The organism is Marivivens marinus (assembly GCF_035969385.1).
Taxonomy (GTDB): domain Bacteria; phylum Pseudomonadota; class Alphaproteobacteria; order Rhodobacterales; family Rhodobacteraceae; genus SELP01.
The window spans coordinates 64300-80642 of sequence record NZ_JAYKKJ010000001.1; the positions used below are offsets into that span (position 1 = coordinate 64300).

At 60.8% G+C, this 16343-nt stretch carries 17 protein-coding genes; 13 read left to right on the plus strand and 4 right to left on the minus strand.

Annotated elements, in window-relative coordinates:
* Positions 1-40: 40 nt before the first annotated feature.
* On the minus strand, positions 41-1924 hold the full coding sequence (locus U3648_RS00330) for a bifunctional 2',3'-cyclic-nucleotide 2'-phosphodiesterase/3'-nucleotidase (protein WP_420857270.1): 1884 nt from the start codon (positions 1922-1924) through the stop codon (positions 41-43).
* A 119-nt stretch (positions 1925-2043) separates the two neighbouring features.
* On the opposite strand from U3648_RS00330, the gene nudC reads away from it, so the two are divergent.
* Both nudC and U3648_RS00340 read left to right on the plus strand, forming a co-directional pair.
* Positions 2044-3012: an NAD(+) diphosphatase gene (gene nudC / locus U3648_RS00335; RefSeq protein ID WP_420857271.1), complete on the plus strand. Its 969-nt coding sequence runs from the start codon at positions 2044-2046 to the stop codon at positions 3010-3012.
* A gap of 55 nt (positions 3013-3067) precedes the next feature.
* Positions 3068-3535 (plus strand): SRPBCC family protein, encoded by a 468-nt coding sequence (locus U3648_RS00340; protein WP_420857272.1) that lies wholly within the window; start codon positions 3068-3070, stop codon positions 3533-3535.
* Here U3648_RS00340 and U3648_RS00345 read toward each other — a convergent pair whose 3' ends face one another.
* A complete protein-coding gene (locus U3648_RS00345; protein WP_420857273.1) occupies positions 3536-4384 on the minus strand; it encodes a prephenate dehydratase in 849 nt (282 codons plus the stop codon). It lies immediately after the preceding gene.
* Positions 4385-4501: 117 nt separating this feature from the next.
* Between U3648_RS00345 and U3648_RS00350 the strand changes: the two genes are divergently transcribed.
* From U3648_RS00350 to U3648_RS00370, 5 genes are all read left to right on the plus strand, one after another.
* The gene (locus U3648_RS00350; RefSeq protein WP_420857274.1) at positions 4502-5029 is read left to right on the plus strand and encodes a c-type cytochrome; all 528 of its coding nucleotides are present in this window, start codon (positions 4502-4504) and stop codon (positions 5027-5029) included.
* Positions 5030-5216: 187 nt separating this feature from the next.
* The gene (locus tag U3648_RS00355; RefSeq protein ID WP_420857275.1) at positions 5217-7139 is read left to right on the plus strand and encodes an extracellular solute-binding protein; all 1923 of its coding nucleotides are present in this window, start codon (positions 5217-5219) and stop codon (positions 7137-7139) included.
* A gap of 21 nt (positions 7140-7160) precedes the next feature.
* A complete protein-coding gene (locus U3648_RS00360; protein ID WP_420857276.1) occupies positions 7161-8315 on the plus strand; it encodes a microcin C ABC transporter permease YejB in 1155 nt (384 codons plus the stop codon).
* A 4-nt stretch (positions 8316-8319) separates the two neighbouring features.
* A complete protein-coding gene (locus tag U3648_RS00365) occupies positions 8320-9426 on the plus strand; it encodes an ABC transporter permease (protein ID WP_420857277.1) in 1107 nt (368 codons plus the stop codon).
* A complete protein-coding gene (locus U3648_RS00370; protein WP_420857278.1) occupies positions 9423-11273 on the plus strand; it encodes an ABC transporter ATP-binding protein in 1851 nt (616 codons plus the stop codon). The genes U3648_RS00365 and U3648_RS00370 overlap by 4 nt, the downstream gene beginning before the upstream one ends.
* A gap of 3 nt (positions 11274-11276) precedes the next feature.
* Here the strand turns inward: U3648_RS00370 and U3648_RS00375 are convergent, their stop codons facing one another.
* The gene (locus tag U3648_RS00375; protein ID WP_420857279.1) at positions 11277-12731 is read right to left on the minus strand and encodes a serine hydrolase; all 1455 of its coding nucleotides are present in this window, start codon (positions 12729-12731) and stop codon (positions 11277-11279) included.
* Between the two features lie 104 nt (positions 12732-12835).
* Between U3648_RS00375 and U3648_RS00380 the strand changes: the two genes are divergently transcribed.
* The 4 genes from U3648_RS00380 (at position 12836) to U3648_RS00395 (ending at position 14705) form a co-directional block, all read left to right on the plus strand.
* On the plus strand, positions 12836-13435 hold the full coding sequence (locus U3648_RS00380) for an RHS repeat domain-containing protein (RefSeq protein ID WP_420857280.1): 600 nt from the start codon (positions 12836-12838) through the stop codon (positions 13433-13435).
* A 104-nt stretch (positions 13436-13539) separates the two neighbouring features.
* Entirely contained in the window at positions 13540-14073 is a 534-nt protein-coding gene (locus tag U3648_RS00385) for a hypothetical protein (protein WP_420857281.1), read from the plus strand.
* A 36-nt stretch (positions 14074-14109) separates the two neighbouring features.
* The gene (locus U3648_RS00390) at positions 14110-14241 is read left to right on the plus strand and encodes a type II secretion system protein (RefSeq protein WP_420857282.1); all 132 of its coding nucleotides are present in this window, start codon (positions 14110-14112) and stop codon (positions 14239-14241) included.
* The gene (locus U3648_RS00395; protein ID WP_420857283.1) at positions 14238-14705 is read left to right on the plus strand and encodes a hypothetical protein; all 468 of its coding nucleotides are present in this window, start codon (positions 14238-14240) and stop codon (positions 14703-14705) included. The genes U3648_RS00390 and U3648_RS00395 overlap by 4 nt, the downstream gene beginning before the upstream one ends.
* A 12-nt stretch (positions 14706-14717) precedes the next feature.
* Here the strand turns inward: U3648_RS00395 and U3648_RS00400 are convergent, their stop codons facing one another.
* Positions 14718-14888 (minus strand): hypothetical protein, encoded by a 171-nt coding sequence (locus tag U3648_RS00400; RefSeq protein WP_420857284.1) that lies wholly within the window; start codon positions 14886-14888, stop codon positions 14718-14720.
* A gap of 80 nt (positions 14889-14968) precedes the next feature.
* Between U3648_RS00400 and clpS the strand changes: the two genes are divergently transcribed.
* Both clpS and U3648_RS00410 read left to right on the plus strand, forming a co-directional pair.
* On the plus strand, positions 14969-15310 hold the full coding sequence (clpS, locus tag U3648_RS00405) for an ATP-dependent Clp protease adapter ClpS (RefSeq protein ID WP_129682663.1): 342 nt from the start codon (positions 14969-14971) through the stop codon (positions 15308-15310).
* 24 nt (positions 15311-15334) lie between these two features.
* The gene (locus U3648_RS00410) at positions 15335-16306 is read left to right on the plus strand and encodes a class I SAM-dependent methyltransferase (protein WP_420857285.1); all 972 of its coding nucleotides are present in this window, start codon (positions 15335-15337) and stop codon (positions 16304-16306) included.
* Positions 16307-16343 lie beyond the last annotated feature (37 nt).

Genomic DNA, 16343 nt, shown 5'->3' on the forward strand with positions numbered 1-16343 from the left:
CCGGACAGGTTCAGGTTCCTCGCGTTATTGCGGCAAATCGTTAAAGCATCAATCGGAACCAGTCGAATCCCTCGGGCCCCGGACCCACATGTGTGGCCCGCCCGCGGGTTGCTTCCGCCGCGAATCCTGCGGCGTTCGGGCTGGACAGGAACAGTCCGGAACTTTCGGCCACATTCGCCAGCCGCCACCCCGCCCGCGCCGCGGGGTTGATTGGCCCGGACCGCCGGATGTGTTCGATCAGGATATCTCTGGCGGCTGTGCGGGTCTCGACAATGGTTCTTGCAAGCGCAAGCATCGCAAAATCGCCACCGCCCCCGACCCGATAGCTTGACGCGGCGACAACAAGGCGGTCATGCGGGGCAAGTGGTTTTCCGTTGACGCGAACGTCGCGGATCCGGCCATCGGACCCAAGAGGGGCGGCAAGGTCGATGGTGTAGTCGACCCCGTCAAAGGTATCGAAGGCGTAGCTGGGCATATCCTCGTTGATGAGGCAGGTATCGACCTGACCCGGCCCAACCTGCATGAAGCAATCTGTTGTCTGGACCATCCAGTCGACCAGCGCGGAGCCCGAAATCTCGATCGCGCAGATCGTGTTGGGATAGGGGTAGAGTTCGGCGGCGTTTCGTAGGGTCAGGGGCCCTGGTGAAATATCGACATAGTTGGTCACACCTGATCGCCCGCCGGCCCGAAACGGAGGGGCCGCTACGATCAACGGCAGGCTTGCATAGGGTGTGTCTTGAAGCAGTTCGCCAATCGCATTGCGTTGCGAATCCGCGATCAGGGCCAGTGGGCGGTCGGGGGCAACGCGGGAAAAATAGCTGTGCAGCGGAACCGCGGTTTCGCCAATCGGGCGGCGGATATGCGCAAGCGTGATTTCATGCGCTTCGGTTACAGAGGCAATGATCTCCGGATCGATCGGGACAAGCGGTTCATAGCTGTTGTCCGGTCGCCGCCGTGCAATCGGCCAGGCTGCGGTTGATGTGCCCTTTTGCGCGGACCATCCGTCCCGCGTGCGATCAAGCGTCAGGTCGATCACTCCCAGGTGCGATCCCAGCGAGCCGGGAATGACCACCGGTGTTCCATGAATGGTTCCACGCACCGGATCGACCGGGCCGTCTGCCGATACGTCGGGACCGGGAAAGACAAGGTGGGTATGCCCGCCGATGATCGCATCTATTCCAGGAACAGCGGCAAGCGGGACGATCGCGTTTTCCATCCCCGGCTTGTGCCGCTGGCCCCCGATCCCGGAATGGCACAGGACCACAACGATTTCGGCACCGCGCCGACGCAGGTCAGGGACATGCGCCTTTGCCGTTTCGATCATGTCCCGGGTCTTCAGGCTGTCGGCAAGCTGGTGCCGGTCCCAGTCAATCACCTGCGGTGGCGTCAGGCCAATGACCCCGATCCGAAGCGGCAGCCAAGAGCCGTCTGACGCGACGACCATCCGGTCCAGTATCACCGTGGCAGGCAGAAGTGTGTCATCGTCAAGCGGGGACCCACCAAGTGTTCGCGACACGTTGGCCGATAACATCGGAAACCGTGCGGACCCCGCGACACAATCCAGAATATCCAGACCGTAGTTGAATTCGTGGTTTCCGACACAGGCGGCATCGTAGCCAAGCCGGTTCATCGCCGCGATGGCCGGATGGATGCAATCGGGATCGTTCGACCGGGTTTCGATGATCAGGTCTGAAAGCGGTGTGCCCTGAAGGAAGTCGCCGTTGTCAAACAGCAGGCAATTGGGACTTTCCTGCCGCATCTGCCGGACAAGGCTGGCAGTTAATGCCAGCCCGAAGTGGGCAACCGGCTGATCCGCGAAGTAGTCATAGGGCAACAGATGCGCGTGCAGGTCGGTTGTCGCCAGAATGCGCAGATGTGCACACGTCCGCGGTTCGCGTCCTTTCAAAGGGCGGACCTGTTCCACAGCCTAGTCCTTTTGCAATACCGTCCCGATTGCAGCCTAACAACCTGAAGGCGACCAAGGGAAGCCCCGACCGGGTTTCCGGGTTTGTCTTTTTGCAGGTATCGTGCCAGAGGTCGGCCATGAGACATGCGGAAACAGTGACCTTTGGCGGCTCTGGCCTTGATCGGGCGGCCCAATTGCGGGGCGACCCGGCCCGGCTAGACGCCCTGTGTGACAATGCTGAAAGCCGTGCGATCATCCTGTGGCGCGGAAAGCCGTTGGTGGTGGGCCCCGACGGTGGTGGGCTGGTCCGCGTGGATCTGCGCCACGCGCTTTGCCGGGCGGCCGGCGGTCCGATGATCTTTCTGGGCCTTGACGGTGGGGGTGCTGTTTTTGCGGCCGATATTAGCCCGTGGGAACCTGACTCCGAGACCGCACCGGACCCGTCTGGATTTCTTGACCCATCGCTTCAGGTGCATCCCGATGCGCCAGAAGGGGTGGTGTTTGCCGAATTGCGGTCGATCATGACCGGCCTGAATGCGCGGGACGCCGAACTTGCGGCAACGGCCAAGGCGATATTCGGTTGGCACGAGACGCACATGTTTTGTTCCCGCTGCGGTGCGCCAAGCGCGATGGCTATGGCGGGGTGGCAGCGCAATTGCCCCGCCTGCGGTGGTCAGCATTTCCCACGAACGGACCCTGTCGTCATCATGCTGATCACGCATGGCAATTCTGTCCTTCTGGGGCGGTCGCCGGGTTGGCCCGACGGGATGTATTCCTGCCTTGCCGGCTTTGTCGAACCCGGCGAGCCGATCGAGGCGGCGGTGCGGCGCGAGGTGCTGGAGGAAGCCGGGATCACGGTGGGACGCGTCGACTATCTTGCAAGTCAGCCTTGGGCCTTTCCTACATCCTTGATGTTTGGATGCCGGGGCGAGGCGCTGAGCAATGACATCGTTCTGGATCCGGCGGAACTGGAAGATGCGCTTTGGGCGACGCGCGAGGAGATCGCGCAGGCGTTCATCGGACAGCACCCCCGGATCAAACCCGCCCGAAAGGGATCAATCGCGCATTTCCTTCTGTGGAACTGGCTTTCGGATCAGTTGACTTGACAGGCGGGCCAAGGCTGGCTGAAAGGTTAACCAATCAAAAAGAGGGGGCAGCGGGATGAAACTCAGCACGCGGGAAGATATCGAGGCACCAATCGACTATGTGTTTGCGCGAACCACCGATTTCGCGAGCTTCGAGCGGTCGGCGCTACGGCGCGGCGTTGAAGTTCACCGGCTAGATGATGGTGCCAAGGTCGGGCGCGGCGCGTCGTGGCGGGTCGAATTCATCTTCCGTGGCAAGCCGCGCAACGCCGAGGCGGTCATCGCGGACTTCGATCCGCCAAATGGTTTTGCCGCCAAGTTTGAATCCGGTGGGCTACAGGGGCAAACCCTGATCGAACTGGTGCCGCTGTCGCCGGCCCGGACCCGCCTGACCCTTTCGGTCGAGATGACCCCAAAGACCTTGGCCGCGCGGTTGCTGATCCAGTCGCTGAAACTGGCCAAGACGAACCTGCAGCGCAAATTCAAGACGCGGGTCGCCGACTTTGCCGAGGACGTCGAGGAAGACTACAACGCCAAAGCCTGATCAGCGTTGTGGTTTTTCGTGTCGCCGCGCAGAGGCCGGGAAAACCCCCATCAGCCGGATATGGTCGGTGAAATAGTCCAGCTCTTCCAAAGCAAGCTGAACATTCCGATCGTCGGGGTGGCCTTCGATTTCGGCATAGAATTGGGTGGCGTTGAAGTTGCCGCCGACCATGTAGCTTTCCAGTTTCGTCATGTTGACGCCGTTGGTCGCGAAGCCGCCCATGGCCTTGTACAGCGCGGCAGGAATGTTGCGGACCCGGAAGATAAAGCTTGTCATCATCCCCGCCTTGCCGCGCCGGGTGAAGTCGGGGTCGCGCGCCATAATCAGGAACCGGGTGGTGTTGCGATCATGGTCTTCAATGTGGCGGGCCAGAATCTTCAGGCCATAAATATCGGCAGCAAGCTCTGACGCGAGTGCGGCCTTGGTCTTGTCCCCGCCTTCGGCAACATCGCGCGCGGCCCGTGCGTTGTCCGAACTTGCCACCGGGTTGATTCCGTGTTCGCGCAGAAACCCCGCGCATTGCGGAAGGATCACGACGTGACCCAAAGCGGTTTCAATATCGTCGACTCGCGCGTCGTGCAGGCCAAGAAGGTTGATATGGACCCGAACAAAGGCTTCGTCGACGATATGCAGCCCGCTTTCGGGCAACAGGTGGTGCACGTCGGCAACCCGGCCATAAGTCGAATTCTCGACCGCGATCATGCCCAGTTCGGCATCGCCCTTGCGCACCGCTTCAATGGCGGCGTCGAAGGTCGGGCAGGGCAGGGGTTCGTGCCCGGGGCGCGTTTCGATACAGGCCTGATGGCCATAAGCGCCCAGTTCCCCCTGAAATGCGATCTTGCCAGTCATGACGGTCATCCAAACGTTGTTCTGAAAAAAGGGCAATAAGTCGCGGTACTATAGCTTGCAAGACCCCGCCGTAACCGGATACATAGCCGCGAAACTGCGAACGAGATGGAACGCGACATGTTCGACACAATGACCCTCACCAAGGCGGTGGCCGGCGTTTGCGGCGCGCTTCTGGTCTTCCTCTTCGGCAACTGGGCTGCTGAATCCCTGTATCATGGTGGCGGTGCCCACGGTGATGAACACGCTCAGGCCTATGTGATCGAGGTTGAAGGCGCTGACCACGGCGGCGAAGAAGTCGCTGTCGAAGAAGGCCCGGACTTTGCCGAAGTGTTTGCCTCGGCCGATGCGGCTGCGGGCGAAGGCCTGTGGCGCAACTGCCGCTCCTGTCATGCTCTGGAAGAGGGCCAGCACGGCACCGGCCCGTCGCTTTACGGCGTTGTCGGCCGTCCGATCGACGCGATCGACGGTTTCGCTTATTCCGGCGCCCTTCTTGAGGTCGGCGAGACCTGGACCCCGGAAAACCTGAACGCTTTCCTGGCCGACCCCAAGGGCGCTGCGCCGGGCACCAAGATGAACTTCCGCGGTCTGCCCAAGATCGAAGACCGCGCCAACCTGATCGCCTACCTGTCGACCATCGGCGGCTGATCAGCGGTTCTATGGAATTGATTTGGGGCTGCACCGCCGGTGCGGCCCCTTTTTCTTTGCGCGGGCACCCACCGTCACGGTCCATTCACCGCTTGATCACGCATTCTCAACTTGAATGCGTGACACCGCCCCCGTTAGCTTTATCTTGGTAGCCAACAATACCCAAAGATCCCATCAGGAGAGCGCAATGAACCGTCCCGAACCGCACCGCCCCAGAACCAAGGCGCAGGCAAAGGCCCTCCGGGTGGACGCCCGGCCGTGGCTGTTCGGCGCGGGGGCGCTGCTTGGTCTGGCGCTGATCGCCGGTCAGGCCTTTGCCGCCGGGCACGAGGAGGTCACGGTCAGCCACGGCTACACCAACTTTGGCGACCTGAAATACCCCGCCGATTTCGCCCATCTCGACTATGTCAATCCGGACGCGCCGAAGGGCGGCGAGATCAGCATCTGGGCGCAGGGCACGTTCGACAGCTTCAACAACTTCGCCCGCGAAGGCGTGCCTGCATCCATGGCCACGATTGCGCAGGAATCGATCATGGTCGGCACGGCGGACGACCCCTATGGCGTCTACTGCTACCTGTGCGAAACCATCGAATACCCCGAAAGCCGCGACTGGGTGATCTTCAACCTGCGTCAGGATGTGACATTCTCGGATGGCCGCCCGATGACGGCGGCGGATGTGGAGTTCACCTTCAACCTGTTCATGGAGCAGGGCATCGCGGAATACCGGAATGTCGTGTCCGGTTTCGTGTCCGAGGTTGAGGTTCTGGGCGACTACCAGATCAAATTCACCTTTACCGAAGAAGCGCCGCGCCGCGATGTGATCAGTTTTGCCGGGGGCACGTCGGTGTTCTCCAAATCCTGGTTCGAGGAGCAGGGCATCCGGCTGGACGAGGCGGCCGATGCGCCTTTCCTCGGCACTGGGGCCTATATGTTGCAAGGCATGGATATTGGGCGGCAGCTGGTTTATGGCCGCAACCCCAATTTCTGGGGCGCGGATCATCCGATGAACGTCGGACAGAACAATTTCGACACGATCCGGGTTGAGTATTTTGCCGACGGCTCTGCCGCCTTCGAAGCCTTCAAGGTGGGCGAATATACCTTCCGCAATGAAAACTCCTCGCTACAATGGGCGACGGGCTATGACTTTCAGGCGCTGGAAAATGGCTGGGTGCAAAAGGTTGAGCTGCCAAATGGCAGTATCGGTCGGGCTCAGGCTTGGGTCTTCAATTTGGATCGGGAAGTCTGGCAAGATCCGAAAGTGCGCGAGGCGGTGCGTCTGATGTTCAATTTCGAATGGTCGAACGAGGCGCTGTTCTACGGCTTGTACGAACGCGTGAATTCCTTCTGGGAAAACAGCGATCTTGAGGCGACGGGCACCCCGTCAGATGCAGAAATTGCCCTGCTGAAGCCCTTGGTGGACGAGGGCCTATTGCCCGCCGAGATCCTGACGGCAGAGGCGGTCATGGCCCCGACCTCGGGCTCCCGGTCGCTGGATCGGGGCAACCTGCGGGCGGCGTCCGACCTGCTGGACGCGGCAGGCTGGGTTGCTGGCGACGATGGGATGCGGTCCAAAGATGGCGTGTCGCTGGCCCTGACCATCCTTGCGTATAGCCCCGCCTTCGACCGCATAAACAATCCCTACATCGAAAATCTTCGCGCGCTGGGCATTGATGCAAAACTTGAGAGAGTGGACACCGCCCAGTATGTCGAGCGAACCCGAAGTGGCGACTATGATTTCATTGGTCACGGCTATTCGATGTCTTTTGAACCCGGTGTCGGCCTAAGGCAACATTTCGGATCTGAAACAGCGGATGATTCCAGTCGCAACCTGCAACGTTTGCGCAGCCCGGCTGTAGATCGCCTGATTACCGCCGTGGTGGACTCCCAAACCCTTGAAGACCTGACAACCGCGACCCATGCGCTGGACCGCGTGCTGCGGCACGAAGGGTTCTGGGTGCCGCAATGGTTCAAGGATGTGCACACCGTCGCCTATTACGACATGTACCGGCATCCGGAAAATCTCCCCCCCTTCGCACTGGGCGAGATGTCCTTCTGGTGGTACGACGCCGAGGCCGCCGAACGGCTCCGGTCCGAAGGCGCCTTCCAGTAAAAACGAAAGGACGGGTTCGCCTTGGGCGCCTATATCCTGCGCAGACTGCTGCTCGTGATCCCCACACTGCTGGGGATCATGATAATCAACTTCACCCTGACCCAATTCGTGCCGGGCGGCCCGATCGAACAGATCATCGCCCGCATGGAAGGGTCCGGTGATGCCTTTGAAACCATCTCGGGCAGCTCGGCCGAAATTGCCGAAACCGACACGGATTCAAGCTATGCCGGGGCCCGCGGGCTGCCCGAGGATTTCATCAAGGAACTGGAGGCGGAATTCGGGTTCGACAAGCCGCCGCTAGAGCGGTTCCTGTTGATGATGTGGAACTATATCCGCTTCGATTTCGGCGAAAGCTACTTCCGCAATATCAGCGTCGTGGACCTTGTTCTGGAAAAGATGCCGGTGTCGATCACCTTGGGCCTGTGGTCCACGCTGATTGCCTATCTCGTGTCGATCCCGCTCGGGATCAGGAAGGCGGTGCGCGACGGGTCGTCCTTTGACACATGGACCAGCGCCGCAATCATCGTGGGCTATGCGATCCCCGGATTCCTCTTCGCGATCCTGTTGATCGTGCTGTTCGCCGGGGGGAACTGTTACCGCTTTGGCTTTGGCGTGTCGGACTTCTTCCGGCAATACCTGCCGTGGCTTTACGACTGGAACCCGACTTGCCGCCAGACCTTCCCGCTGCGCGGGCTGACCAGCGCGAACTGGGAAGACCTCAGTGCCTGGGGCAAGGTAAAGGACTACCTCTGGCACATCACCTTGCCGGTGCTGGCCTCGACCATTTCGGCCTTTGCGACGCTGACGCTTCTGACCAAGAACAGCTTCCTCGACGAGATCAAGAAGCACTACGTCATGACCGCGCGGGCCAAGGGGCTGAACGAACGGCGGGTGCTGTATGGCCATGTGTTCCGCAACGCCATGCTGATCGTCATCTCGGGCTTTCCGGCACTGTTCATCGGGGTGTTCTTCGGCGGGTCGCTGATCATTGAAACCCTGTTCAGCCTTGACGGGTTGGGCCGACTTGGCTTCGAGGCGGCGGTTGCCCGCGATTACCCGGTGGTCTTTGGAACGCTCTTTGCCTTTTCGCTGATGGGTCTGATCGTGGGGATCATCACCGACATTACGTATATCTTCATCGATCCCCGGATCGATTTCGAAAGCAGAGAGGGCTGACCGGATGCGCCTGTCCCCCCTCAACCAGCGCCGCTGGCGCAATTTCCGCAAGAACCGGCGGGCCTATTGGTCGCTGGTCATCTTTTCCGTGCTTTTCGTCCTCAGCCTCTTTGCCGAGTTTTTGGCCAATGACAAACCGATCCTCGTCAGCTACCGGGGCGAGGTGCGGATGCCGATCTTCAGCTTCTATTCAGAGCGGGATTTCGGCGGCGATTTCGCGACCGAGGCGACCTACCGCTATCCAGAGGTCGAATGCCTGATCGTCACCGGCGGGCTGGAAGAATGTTTCGACGACCCCGAGGCGCTGGTCGAAGCCGCCGCGGCGGGCGCGGTCGAGATCGAAGGGTTCGAACGGGGTTGGGTGCTCTGGCCGCCGATCCGGTATTCCTATGACACGATCGTCGATATCCCCGGCGTCGCGCCCTCGCCGCCGTCGGACACCAACTGGCTGGGCACCGACGATACGAAACGGGACGTGGTCGCGCGCGTTATCTATGGGTTCCGCCTGTCGGTCTTGTTCGCGCTTATCGTGGTCACCCTGTCGTCCATCGTGGGGATCATCGCGGGGGCGGTGCAGGGCTTTTTCGGGGGCTGGACCGACCTGTTGTTCCAGCGCTTTATCGAGATCTGGACCGGGGTTCCGTCCCTCTATGTCATCATCATCCTTTTTGCGATCCTTGGACGAAGTTTCTGGCTGCTGGTCTTTGTGACGGTGATCTTCGGCTGGCCCGCCCTGACCGGCGTGGTCCGGGCCGAATTCCTGCGGGCGCGGAATTTCGAATATGTGCGGGCAGCGCGGGCGCTTGGGGTCGGCAATTGGACGATCATGTTCCGGCACGTCCTGCCCAACGCAATGGTGGCGACCGTGACAATGCTGCCCTTCCTTGTGACCGGGGCCATCGGCACGCTCGCCAGTCTTGATTTCCTTGGCTATGGGCTGCCGTCCTCTTCCCCCAGCCTTGGGGAACTGACCCGGCAGGCGAAACAGAACCTTCAGGCCCCCTGGCTCGGGTTCACGGCTTTCTTCACCTTCGCGATCCTGCTGTCGCTTCTGGTGTTCATCTTCGAAGGCGTCCGCGATGCCTTTGACCCGCGAAAGACTTTCAAATGAGCGCGGTTCTGAACGTGTCCAACCTGAACGTGACCTTCCGGCAGGACGGGCAGGTGACCGATGCGGTGCGCGACGTGTCCTTTACCGTGGGCAAGGGTGAAACAGTCGCGCTGGTGGGCGAAAGCGGGTCGGGCAAATCCGTCACTGCCCTGTCCACCGTGCAGCTTCTGGGCGACAGCGCAGAGGTGTCGGGATCGGTGACCTATGCGGGGACCCAGATGATCGGCGCGTCGGATGCGGACCTGCGCCGGGTCCGGGGCAATGACATCAGTTTCATCTTTCAGGAGCCGATGACCTCGCTCAATCCGCTGCACACCATCGAAAAGCAGTTGCGCGAAAGCATCGAGCTGCATCAGGGCACTAGCCTCGGTCGCAGGTCTAGGGCGAGGATCGCAAGACCGAATGCGTGGTCACCAGAGCGTGGCGCCTACATTTTTGGAGCGCTTTCTGTCTTCATCCCAACTATTGCACTTTTGTCAGGGCTGGAGACTCGATTTGGGGGGTTCCTCCTCATTTGGGCTCTGGGATTTGTTGTTTGTGCTTCGCTAGGTTGGTTCCTCGGCAAGAGGTGGAAGAGTAAGGGCAGCGTAACTGCGCTTGATCGGTCCAAATTGCGGCAAAGAGATCCTGTTGGTGTCAAAGTTATCGAACTTCTTGAACAGGTCGGTATCCGTGAACCGGAAAAGCGCCTGTCCTCCTACCCACACCAGTTGTCCGGCGGGCAGCGGCAGCGGGTGATGATCGCCATGGCGCTGGCCAACCAGCCCGAGCTGCTGATCGCGGACGAACCGACCACGGCGCTGGACGTCACCATTCAAGCGCAGATCCTTGAACTTCTGGCGGACCTGAAGGCCAAGGCGGGGATGAGTCTTTTGTTCATCACCCACGACCTGACCATCGTCCGCAAGATCGCCGACCGCGTCTGCGTGATGAAGGACGGGCAGATTGTCGAACAGGGACCAACGGCCGAGATTTTCGCGAACCCGCAGCACCCCTACACCCGCATGCTGCTGGCCGCTGAAAGCGCGGGTGAACCCGCCCCGGTGCCCGACGGGGCCGAGGTCGTGGCCGAAACCGAAGACCTGAAGATCTGGTTCCCGATCCACCGGGGCCTGCTGAAACGCACGGCGGGCTATATCAAGGCGGTGAACGCGGCCAGCCTGTCGGTTCGGGCCGGCGAAACCGTGGGGATCGTGGGCGAAAGCGGGTCGGGCAAGACGACTTTGGCGCTGGCGATCATGCGGCTGATCCGGTCCGAGGGGCGGATCGCCTTTCTTGGCCAGTCGCTGGAGGGGCGGAACCAGAAACAGATGCGCCTCCTGCGCCGGGATATGCAGATTGTGTTCCAGGATCCGTTCGGAAGCCTGTCGCCGCGCATGACCGTGTCCGAAATCATCGCCGAGGGGCTGGGCATCCACGGGGTCGACAGCACCCGCAGCCACGACGATCTTGTGGTCGAGGTAATGCGCGAAGTCGGGCTTGATCCCGAATTGCGCGACCGCTACCCGCACGAGTTTTCTGGCGGGCAGCGGCAGCGGATCGCCATTGCGCGCGCGATGATCCTGCGGCCCCGCCTTCTGGTTCTGGACGAACCGACCAGTGCGCTGGACATGACCGTGCAGGTGCAGATCGTGGAACTGCTGCGCGAGTTGCAGCGCAAGCACCGGCTCGCCTATCTGTTCATCAGCCACGACCTCAAGGTGGTCCGGGCCCTGTCGCACAAGGTCATGGTGATGCGGGCGGGCGATGTGGTGGAAGCCGGTCCGGTCCAGCAAGTCTTCGACGACCCGCAGTCGGATTACACCAAGGCGCTGATGGCCGCGGCCTTCGAGGGCCGCGTCGCCTGAACCTTAGTCCGTTCCAATCATGAAACAGGTCATGCCGCGCGCCTGAAGCCTGCGACAGGCCAGATCGGCAGTTTCCCGGGTCAGCCCCATGAAATTGGCGTCGAACCCGCCCGACCGCTGAACCACACGGCGCAGCGACCCGTCCAGCGTCGCCATCTCGTTCAAGGCGACCCGCAGCAAGATCCGTTCCGCCTCGTAGCGGGAACTGTAGCGGCCAACGTTGATCCCCCAGTGGCGCCCGCCAGATGTGGACACGCGGGTTACGACCTCGGGCTGGGGCGGAGCCTCTGGCGCGGCGACCTGGCTGGCGGCCATGACAACCTCCGGCCGGGCGCGGGGGGTCACACCCACTTCGGTCGGGGCAAGGTCGGACGGCGGTGGCGCGACGGCGGCGGTCTGCACCACCTCGGCCAGCGCTTCGGCGATCACATCCGCCTCGGCCACCAGAAGCTCCGGCGGCGGCGCGGCGGGCTCGGGCGTTGGCCGGGCAACAGGGCGCAGCGATGCGGTGACCTGACCGGTTACGCGGATCGTCTTGCCCGCGACCCCCTGTTCGCCGTCATTCGACCCGACCACGATTTCGGCCGAAGGGTTGCCCATCGGCCCCATCGTCGGGGCGCGGAACCGCGCGTTCGCCGGGGCGCGGGCAAATCCCATGTCCAGAAGTTCGGCTACCCGCGCGTTCCGGGCGGCAGTGGACGACCCGCCGAACATGGTCGCGATGATCCGCACGTTCCGGCGTTCGGCCGAGGCGACAAGGTTGAACCCTGCGGCATTGGTATAGCCGGTCTTGATCCCATCCGCCCCTTCATAGGCGTCAAGAAACCGGCGGTTGGTGTTGTTCACCGTGGCCATTCCCGCATCCGCCGACCGGCGCGAGAAGATGTTGTAATACTGCGGGTAGTCATAGATCACATGCCGCCCAAGGATCGTCATGTCGCGGGCGGTGGACAGGTGGCCATTTTCGGTCAGCCCGTTGGCATTGCGGAAGGTCGTACGGGTCATGCCCATCGCCTCGGCGGTGCGGTTCATCCGGCGGGCAAAGGCGGCCTCGGACCCTTCGATGGCAATCCCGATGGCCGTGGCCGCGTCATTGGCGGATTTCACGGCCGCCGCGCGGATCAGGTAACGCAGGCGGATCTGCTGTCCCGCCCGCAGGCCCAGCTTTGACGGTGGTTCGGCGGCGGCGGCGGCGGTCACGGTTACAAGGGTATCAAGGCTGATCTCGCCCCGCTCCACGGCCTGAAAGGCGATGTACAGGGTCATCATCTTGGTCAAAGACGCGGGATGCAGGCGGGTGTCGGCATTTCGGGAATGCAGAACCTCTCCGGTCCGCGCATCCATGACCAGCGCGGCATAGGGCGCCGCCGCCACGGAAAACGGGGTAATGACCGCAAGGAATACCCATACGATAAGGAATAGCCCTGCCCGGGCTGCCTGTCCCAAACGACTTGCCACGTCGCTGCCTCTTCTTCTGCCTCAGGGCCCGCTTCTTTGGCGGTGCCTTTTGATTTGCGGCTAGCCTAGCAGAAAGACAGCGATGAGAAAACCGTCTATTTTCAATGGGTTTTTGTCTGTTCGTAGAGGGGTCCATCTACATCTTGGGGGAGGCGGAAGCAGACATTCAAGATGCTGATCCCCGCATCATCCCCCGCGATCAGCTGGCCTCGGTGCAGGCGATCTCCAACGCGGCGGGCCAGCGGGCGACCCGGCGGCGTTACCGGCCCTTCGGCGAGATCTCCTGGGAGGTGATCGAGCAGGTCACCGCCGACGAGGCCCACGGCTTCATCGGGGAACGCTACGACGAAGGCGCAGGCCTCCAATACCTCAACGCCCGCTACTACGACCCCGAACTGGGTGTTCGGCGAGGAAACGCCCCACTGGGGCCTTTCCTGCCCGCCTCACTCCTGCAACCCGACTGGTTCGAGGTCACAAAGGCAGGCGTCGGGACGAACAGGTATGCGTACTCGGGGAACGATCCGTTGAATGCGCGGGATCCGGGCGGGAATGAAAGCATAGCGGAGCCCTACCGTGAAATCAGTAGATTTTTTGGGATATCGGGATGGTTGAATCCCGGAATAGCCGTCATGAAAACTACGGTATTGGTCGAGGAACTGCATTTCGCTAGAAACTCTCAGAATTCCCCCTCCCCTTCCTGCTAATAGCCTGGAGGCAACAAACGAACAGCGACAACCTGAACGACGAGGTTGGTTAAAAGAATGGTTGAGGTAAGGACTAGTCGGCAAGAAGATTAGGAGTAGTCAAAATGAAATGGACTGGCATACTTGGATCACTTTCCCTTTTTCTACTTATGGCAAAGTGTATCAACCCATATCACGAGAGAACGTTTGAGCCAAGTTATCTTGGCGGAGGTAGTATTGGGTATTCACTATGGTTCAGCGAGACAATCGTTCTGTCTGATCGTTTCCTTTTCGATCGAGTCGAGATCGGATCACCATTCAATTTAGAAGTGCTGATGTTGGACAACGGTGTTGGACGAAGTGAGATCAGAAGGATCGATATCAAGTTCTTAGATCAATATGGAGCAGTCATAACGGTTCTATCTTGGGAAACGTCTATGAATTCAACTAATGTCGCGCATCAAACCCATCCATACCCGGATGAGCGCTTCTATTTCGAAGGATTTGAAATGCCTGAAGATCCTGTCCGGATTGAACTTGAGCTGCACTCGTGCTCCGGGGAAGCGACCTGTGAGCCGATGAGCCAAGAGTTCGAGATATCGATTGTCGAGAGACGATATTTTGGTAGTTTTATCCTAGAGCGTTTGATGAGTGTGTGAAAGCAGGTTGATGAAATTACTAGAAAGTCGATAGAGGTGACTTTTGGCAATCCCCGCTCCGGCGTGACCCTGCTCGAGTTCCTTGTCGCCCTTGCCATCATTGCGATGATCACGGCTTTCGGCGGCTACGCGCATGGAGATTTTTGCAGTATGGAGTGCTGGAAATGAGCAGACTAGGTCTCGTCAGAAAGGTTCTTTTCTTGATTGCAGCGATGAATGTCTTTGCAGCGCCAGTATATTCTGAAGCAAGATCTACAATTTTGGAGGAGGCTCCGGTAGAAACGCCGTTAGATTTACCGACGATGACGTCATTTGGTCCGTGTGTTCCGCGTTACGCGTCCACATTGTCAGGCGATACACTTGATTTCTTTTGGGCGGCGATGGAGACCAACTTTAGAGAGACTTTTCCAGATGTTCTAGACAGGACTCACCCCGTATTCTTTGAAGAGTGTAGGTCCGTCGCAATACTGAGTATCCAACCCGAAGGCAGTGACAGTCCTGTTTCAGTGATGTTAAACAATTCTAGTTTTTCTCATCTGCAATCTGGCACCGCCGAATTCACGAAAACGCCGTATCTGGTCTTCTGGGAAAGGTGGATGCTGCTGGGGTATGGATACGAAGGTATTCAATAGTAAAGCCGAAAGTCAAAGGAAGATCCGTTCCGGCTGCAACGGCGTGACCATCCTCGAGGTCTTCGTAGTCCTTGCCATCATCGCGATGATCACGGCCTTGGCCGCGCCGCGCCTGTTGCAGACCTTCGGCCGAGCCACGTCGCAGGCGGTGACCCGCTCGGTCGGCCGGCGTTCACCTCTCATGCGGTGAGGGGTTCCCATGTCCCGTCCCTGGCCTATATAAGACCAGCCGGACTGGCATGACCACTGACCCGAAGGGCTCCATGGCTTCAACGATCTACATGATGGCCGACAAGGACGATGACGACCAGACCGGCGTCGGCGTTGCGCTGGAAACGCGCCCGAAGACCAAGCGCCCGCCGATGTACAAAGTGCTGATCCTGAACGACGACTACACGCCGATGGAATTCGTCGTGCATGTTCTGGAGCGGTTCTTTGGCATGTCGCACGCGCAGGCGGTGGAACTGATGCTGACCGTCCACAAGAAGGGCGTCGCGGTCGTGGGCGTCTTCTCGCACGAGATTGCCGAAACCAAGGTGGCGCAGGTGATGGATTTCGCCCATCGCCACCAACATCCCCTGCAATGCACGATGGAGAAGGAATAGGCCCCGCGCCTTTCCGCAAGACAGATGTCCCAGACCCGACTTGCCACCGCCCTTGACGAGGGGCTTTTGTCCCTGCCCGAAGGCGGGATCGCCCTGCTGCGTCCTGCCGCTGATTGGGATGCCGAGGGGCTGACCCCCGCCGATCTGACCGTCGTGCACGGGTTTCGCCCGGATATGGATGCCTGGGCCGCGCGGGGGTGCACTGTCACCCGCGACATGCCCGAATGCGATCTTGCCATCGTGGTTGTGCCCCGGTCGAAATCCCTTGCCCGGGCGCTGGTCGCGCAGGCGGCGGGCAGTGCCGCGCGCGTTCTCGTGGATGGGCAAAAGACCGACGGGGTCGACAGCCTGTTCAAGGAATGCCGCAAGCGGCTGGGCGATCTGCCGAGCGTGACCAAGGGGCATGGCCGCTTGTTCTGGTTTGACCGCACCGATGCGTTCGCCGATTGGGCCGCCCCGCCGCCGGCGCTGGGCGATCACGGGTTTCATACCACCGCCGGGGTGTTTTCCGATGGCGCGGTGGACAAGGGATCTGCCCTTCTGGCCGAGGCGCTGCCCGCCAAGCTGCCCGCCCGGATGGCGGATTTCGGCGCGGGCTGGGGCTATCTTTCGCAGGCGGTCCTGTCACGCGACGGGGTAACCAGCCTTGATCTGATCGAGGCCGAGGCGCTGTCGCTGGACTGCGCGCGCCTGAACGTCACCGACCCGCGCGCCAGTTTCCTGTGGGCCGACGCGACCCTCCACAAGCCGAAAGAGCCCTATGGCGGCATTGTCATGAACCCACCATTTCATACCGGTCGCGCGGGCGACCCGGCGCTGGGCCGGGTGTTCATCGCGGCGGCGGCGGCGGCACTGTCCCCCAACGGTCAGCTTTGGATGGTGGCCAACCGTCATCTGCCCTATGAGACCGCCCTGCGGGAACGGTTTCGCACGGTTGACGAGATCGGCGGCGACCGCAGTTTCAAGCTGTTTCACGCGACTCGCCCTTTGCGCTGAAACCGCCTAGGGTCCACCGGGTCAGAAGGAGGCTACC

Excerpts from the sequence above, each read along its gene's own strand:
- clpS (WP_129682663.1), top strand. The coding sequence starts at position 14,969 with ATGGCTTCAACGATCTACATGATGGCCGACAAGGACGATGACGACCAG.
- U3648_RS00340 (WP_420857272.1), top strand. The coding sequence starts at position 3,068 with ATGAAACTCAGCACGCGGGAAGATATCGAGGCACCAATCGACTATGTG.
- U3648_RS00355 (WP_420857275.1), top strand. The coding sequence starts at position 5,217 with ATGAACCGTCCCGAACCGCACCGCCCCAGAACCAAGGCGCAGGCAAAG.
- U3648_RS00350 (WP_420857274.1), top strand. The coding sequence starts at position 4,502 with ATGTTCGACACAATGACCCTCACCAAGGCGGTGGCCGGCGTTTGCGGC.
- U3648_RS00385 (WP_420857281.1), top strand. The coding sequence starts at position 13,540 with ATGAAATGGACTGGCATACTTGGATCACTTTCCCTTTTTCTACTTATG.
- nudC (WP_420857271.1), top strand. The coding sequence starts at position 2,044 with ATGAGACATGCGGAAACAGTGACCTTTGGCGGCTCTGGCCTTGATCGG.
- U3648_RS00400 (WP_420857284.1), bottom strand. The coding sequence starts at position 14,888 with ATGAGAGGTGAACGCCGGCCGACCGAGCGGGTCACCGCCTGCGACGTG.
- U3648_RS00345 (WP_420857273.1), bottom strand. The coding sequence starts at position 4,384 with ATGACTGGCAAGATCGCATTTCAGGGGGAACTGGGCGCTTATGGCCAT.
- U3648_RS00410 (WP_420857285.1), top strand. The coding sequence starts at position 15,335 with ATGTCCCAGACCCGACTTGCCACCGCCCTTGACGAGGGGCTTTTGTCC.
- U3648_RS00380 (WP_420857280.1), top strand. The coding sequence starts at position 12,836 with ATGGGTTTTTGTCTGTTCGTAGAGGGGTCCATCTACATCTTGGGGGAG.
- U3648_RS00395 (WP_420857283.1), top strand. The coding sequence starts at position 14,238 with ATGAGCAGACTAGGTCTCGTCAGAAAGGTTCTTTTCTTGATTGCAGCG.
- U3648_RS00370 (WP_420857278.1), top strand. The coding sequence starts at position 9,423 with ATGAGCGCGGTTCTGAACGTGTCCAACCTGAACGTGACCTTCCGGCAG.
- U3648_RS00365 (WP_420857277.1), top strand. The coding sequence starts at position 8,320 with ATGCGCCTGTCCCCCCTCAACCAGCGCCGCTGGCGCAATTTCCGCAAG.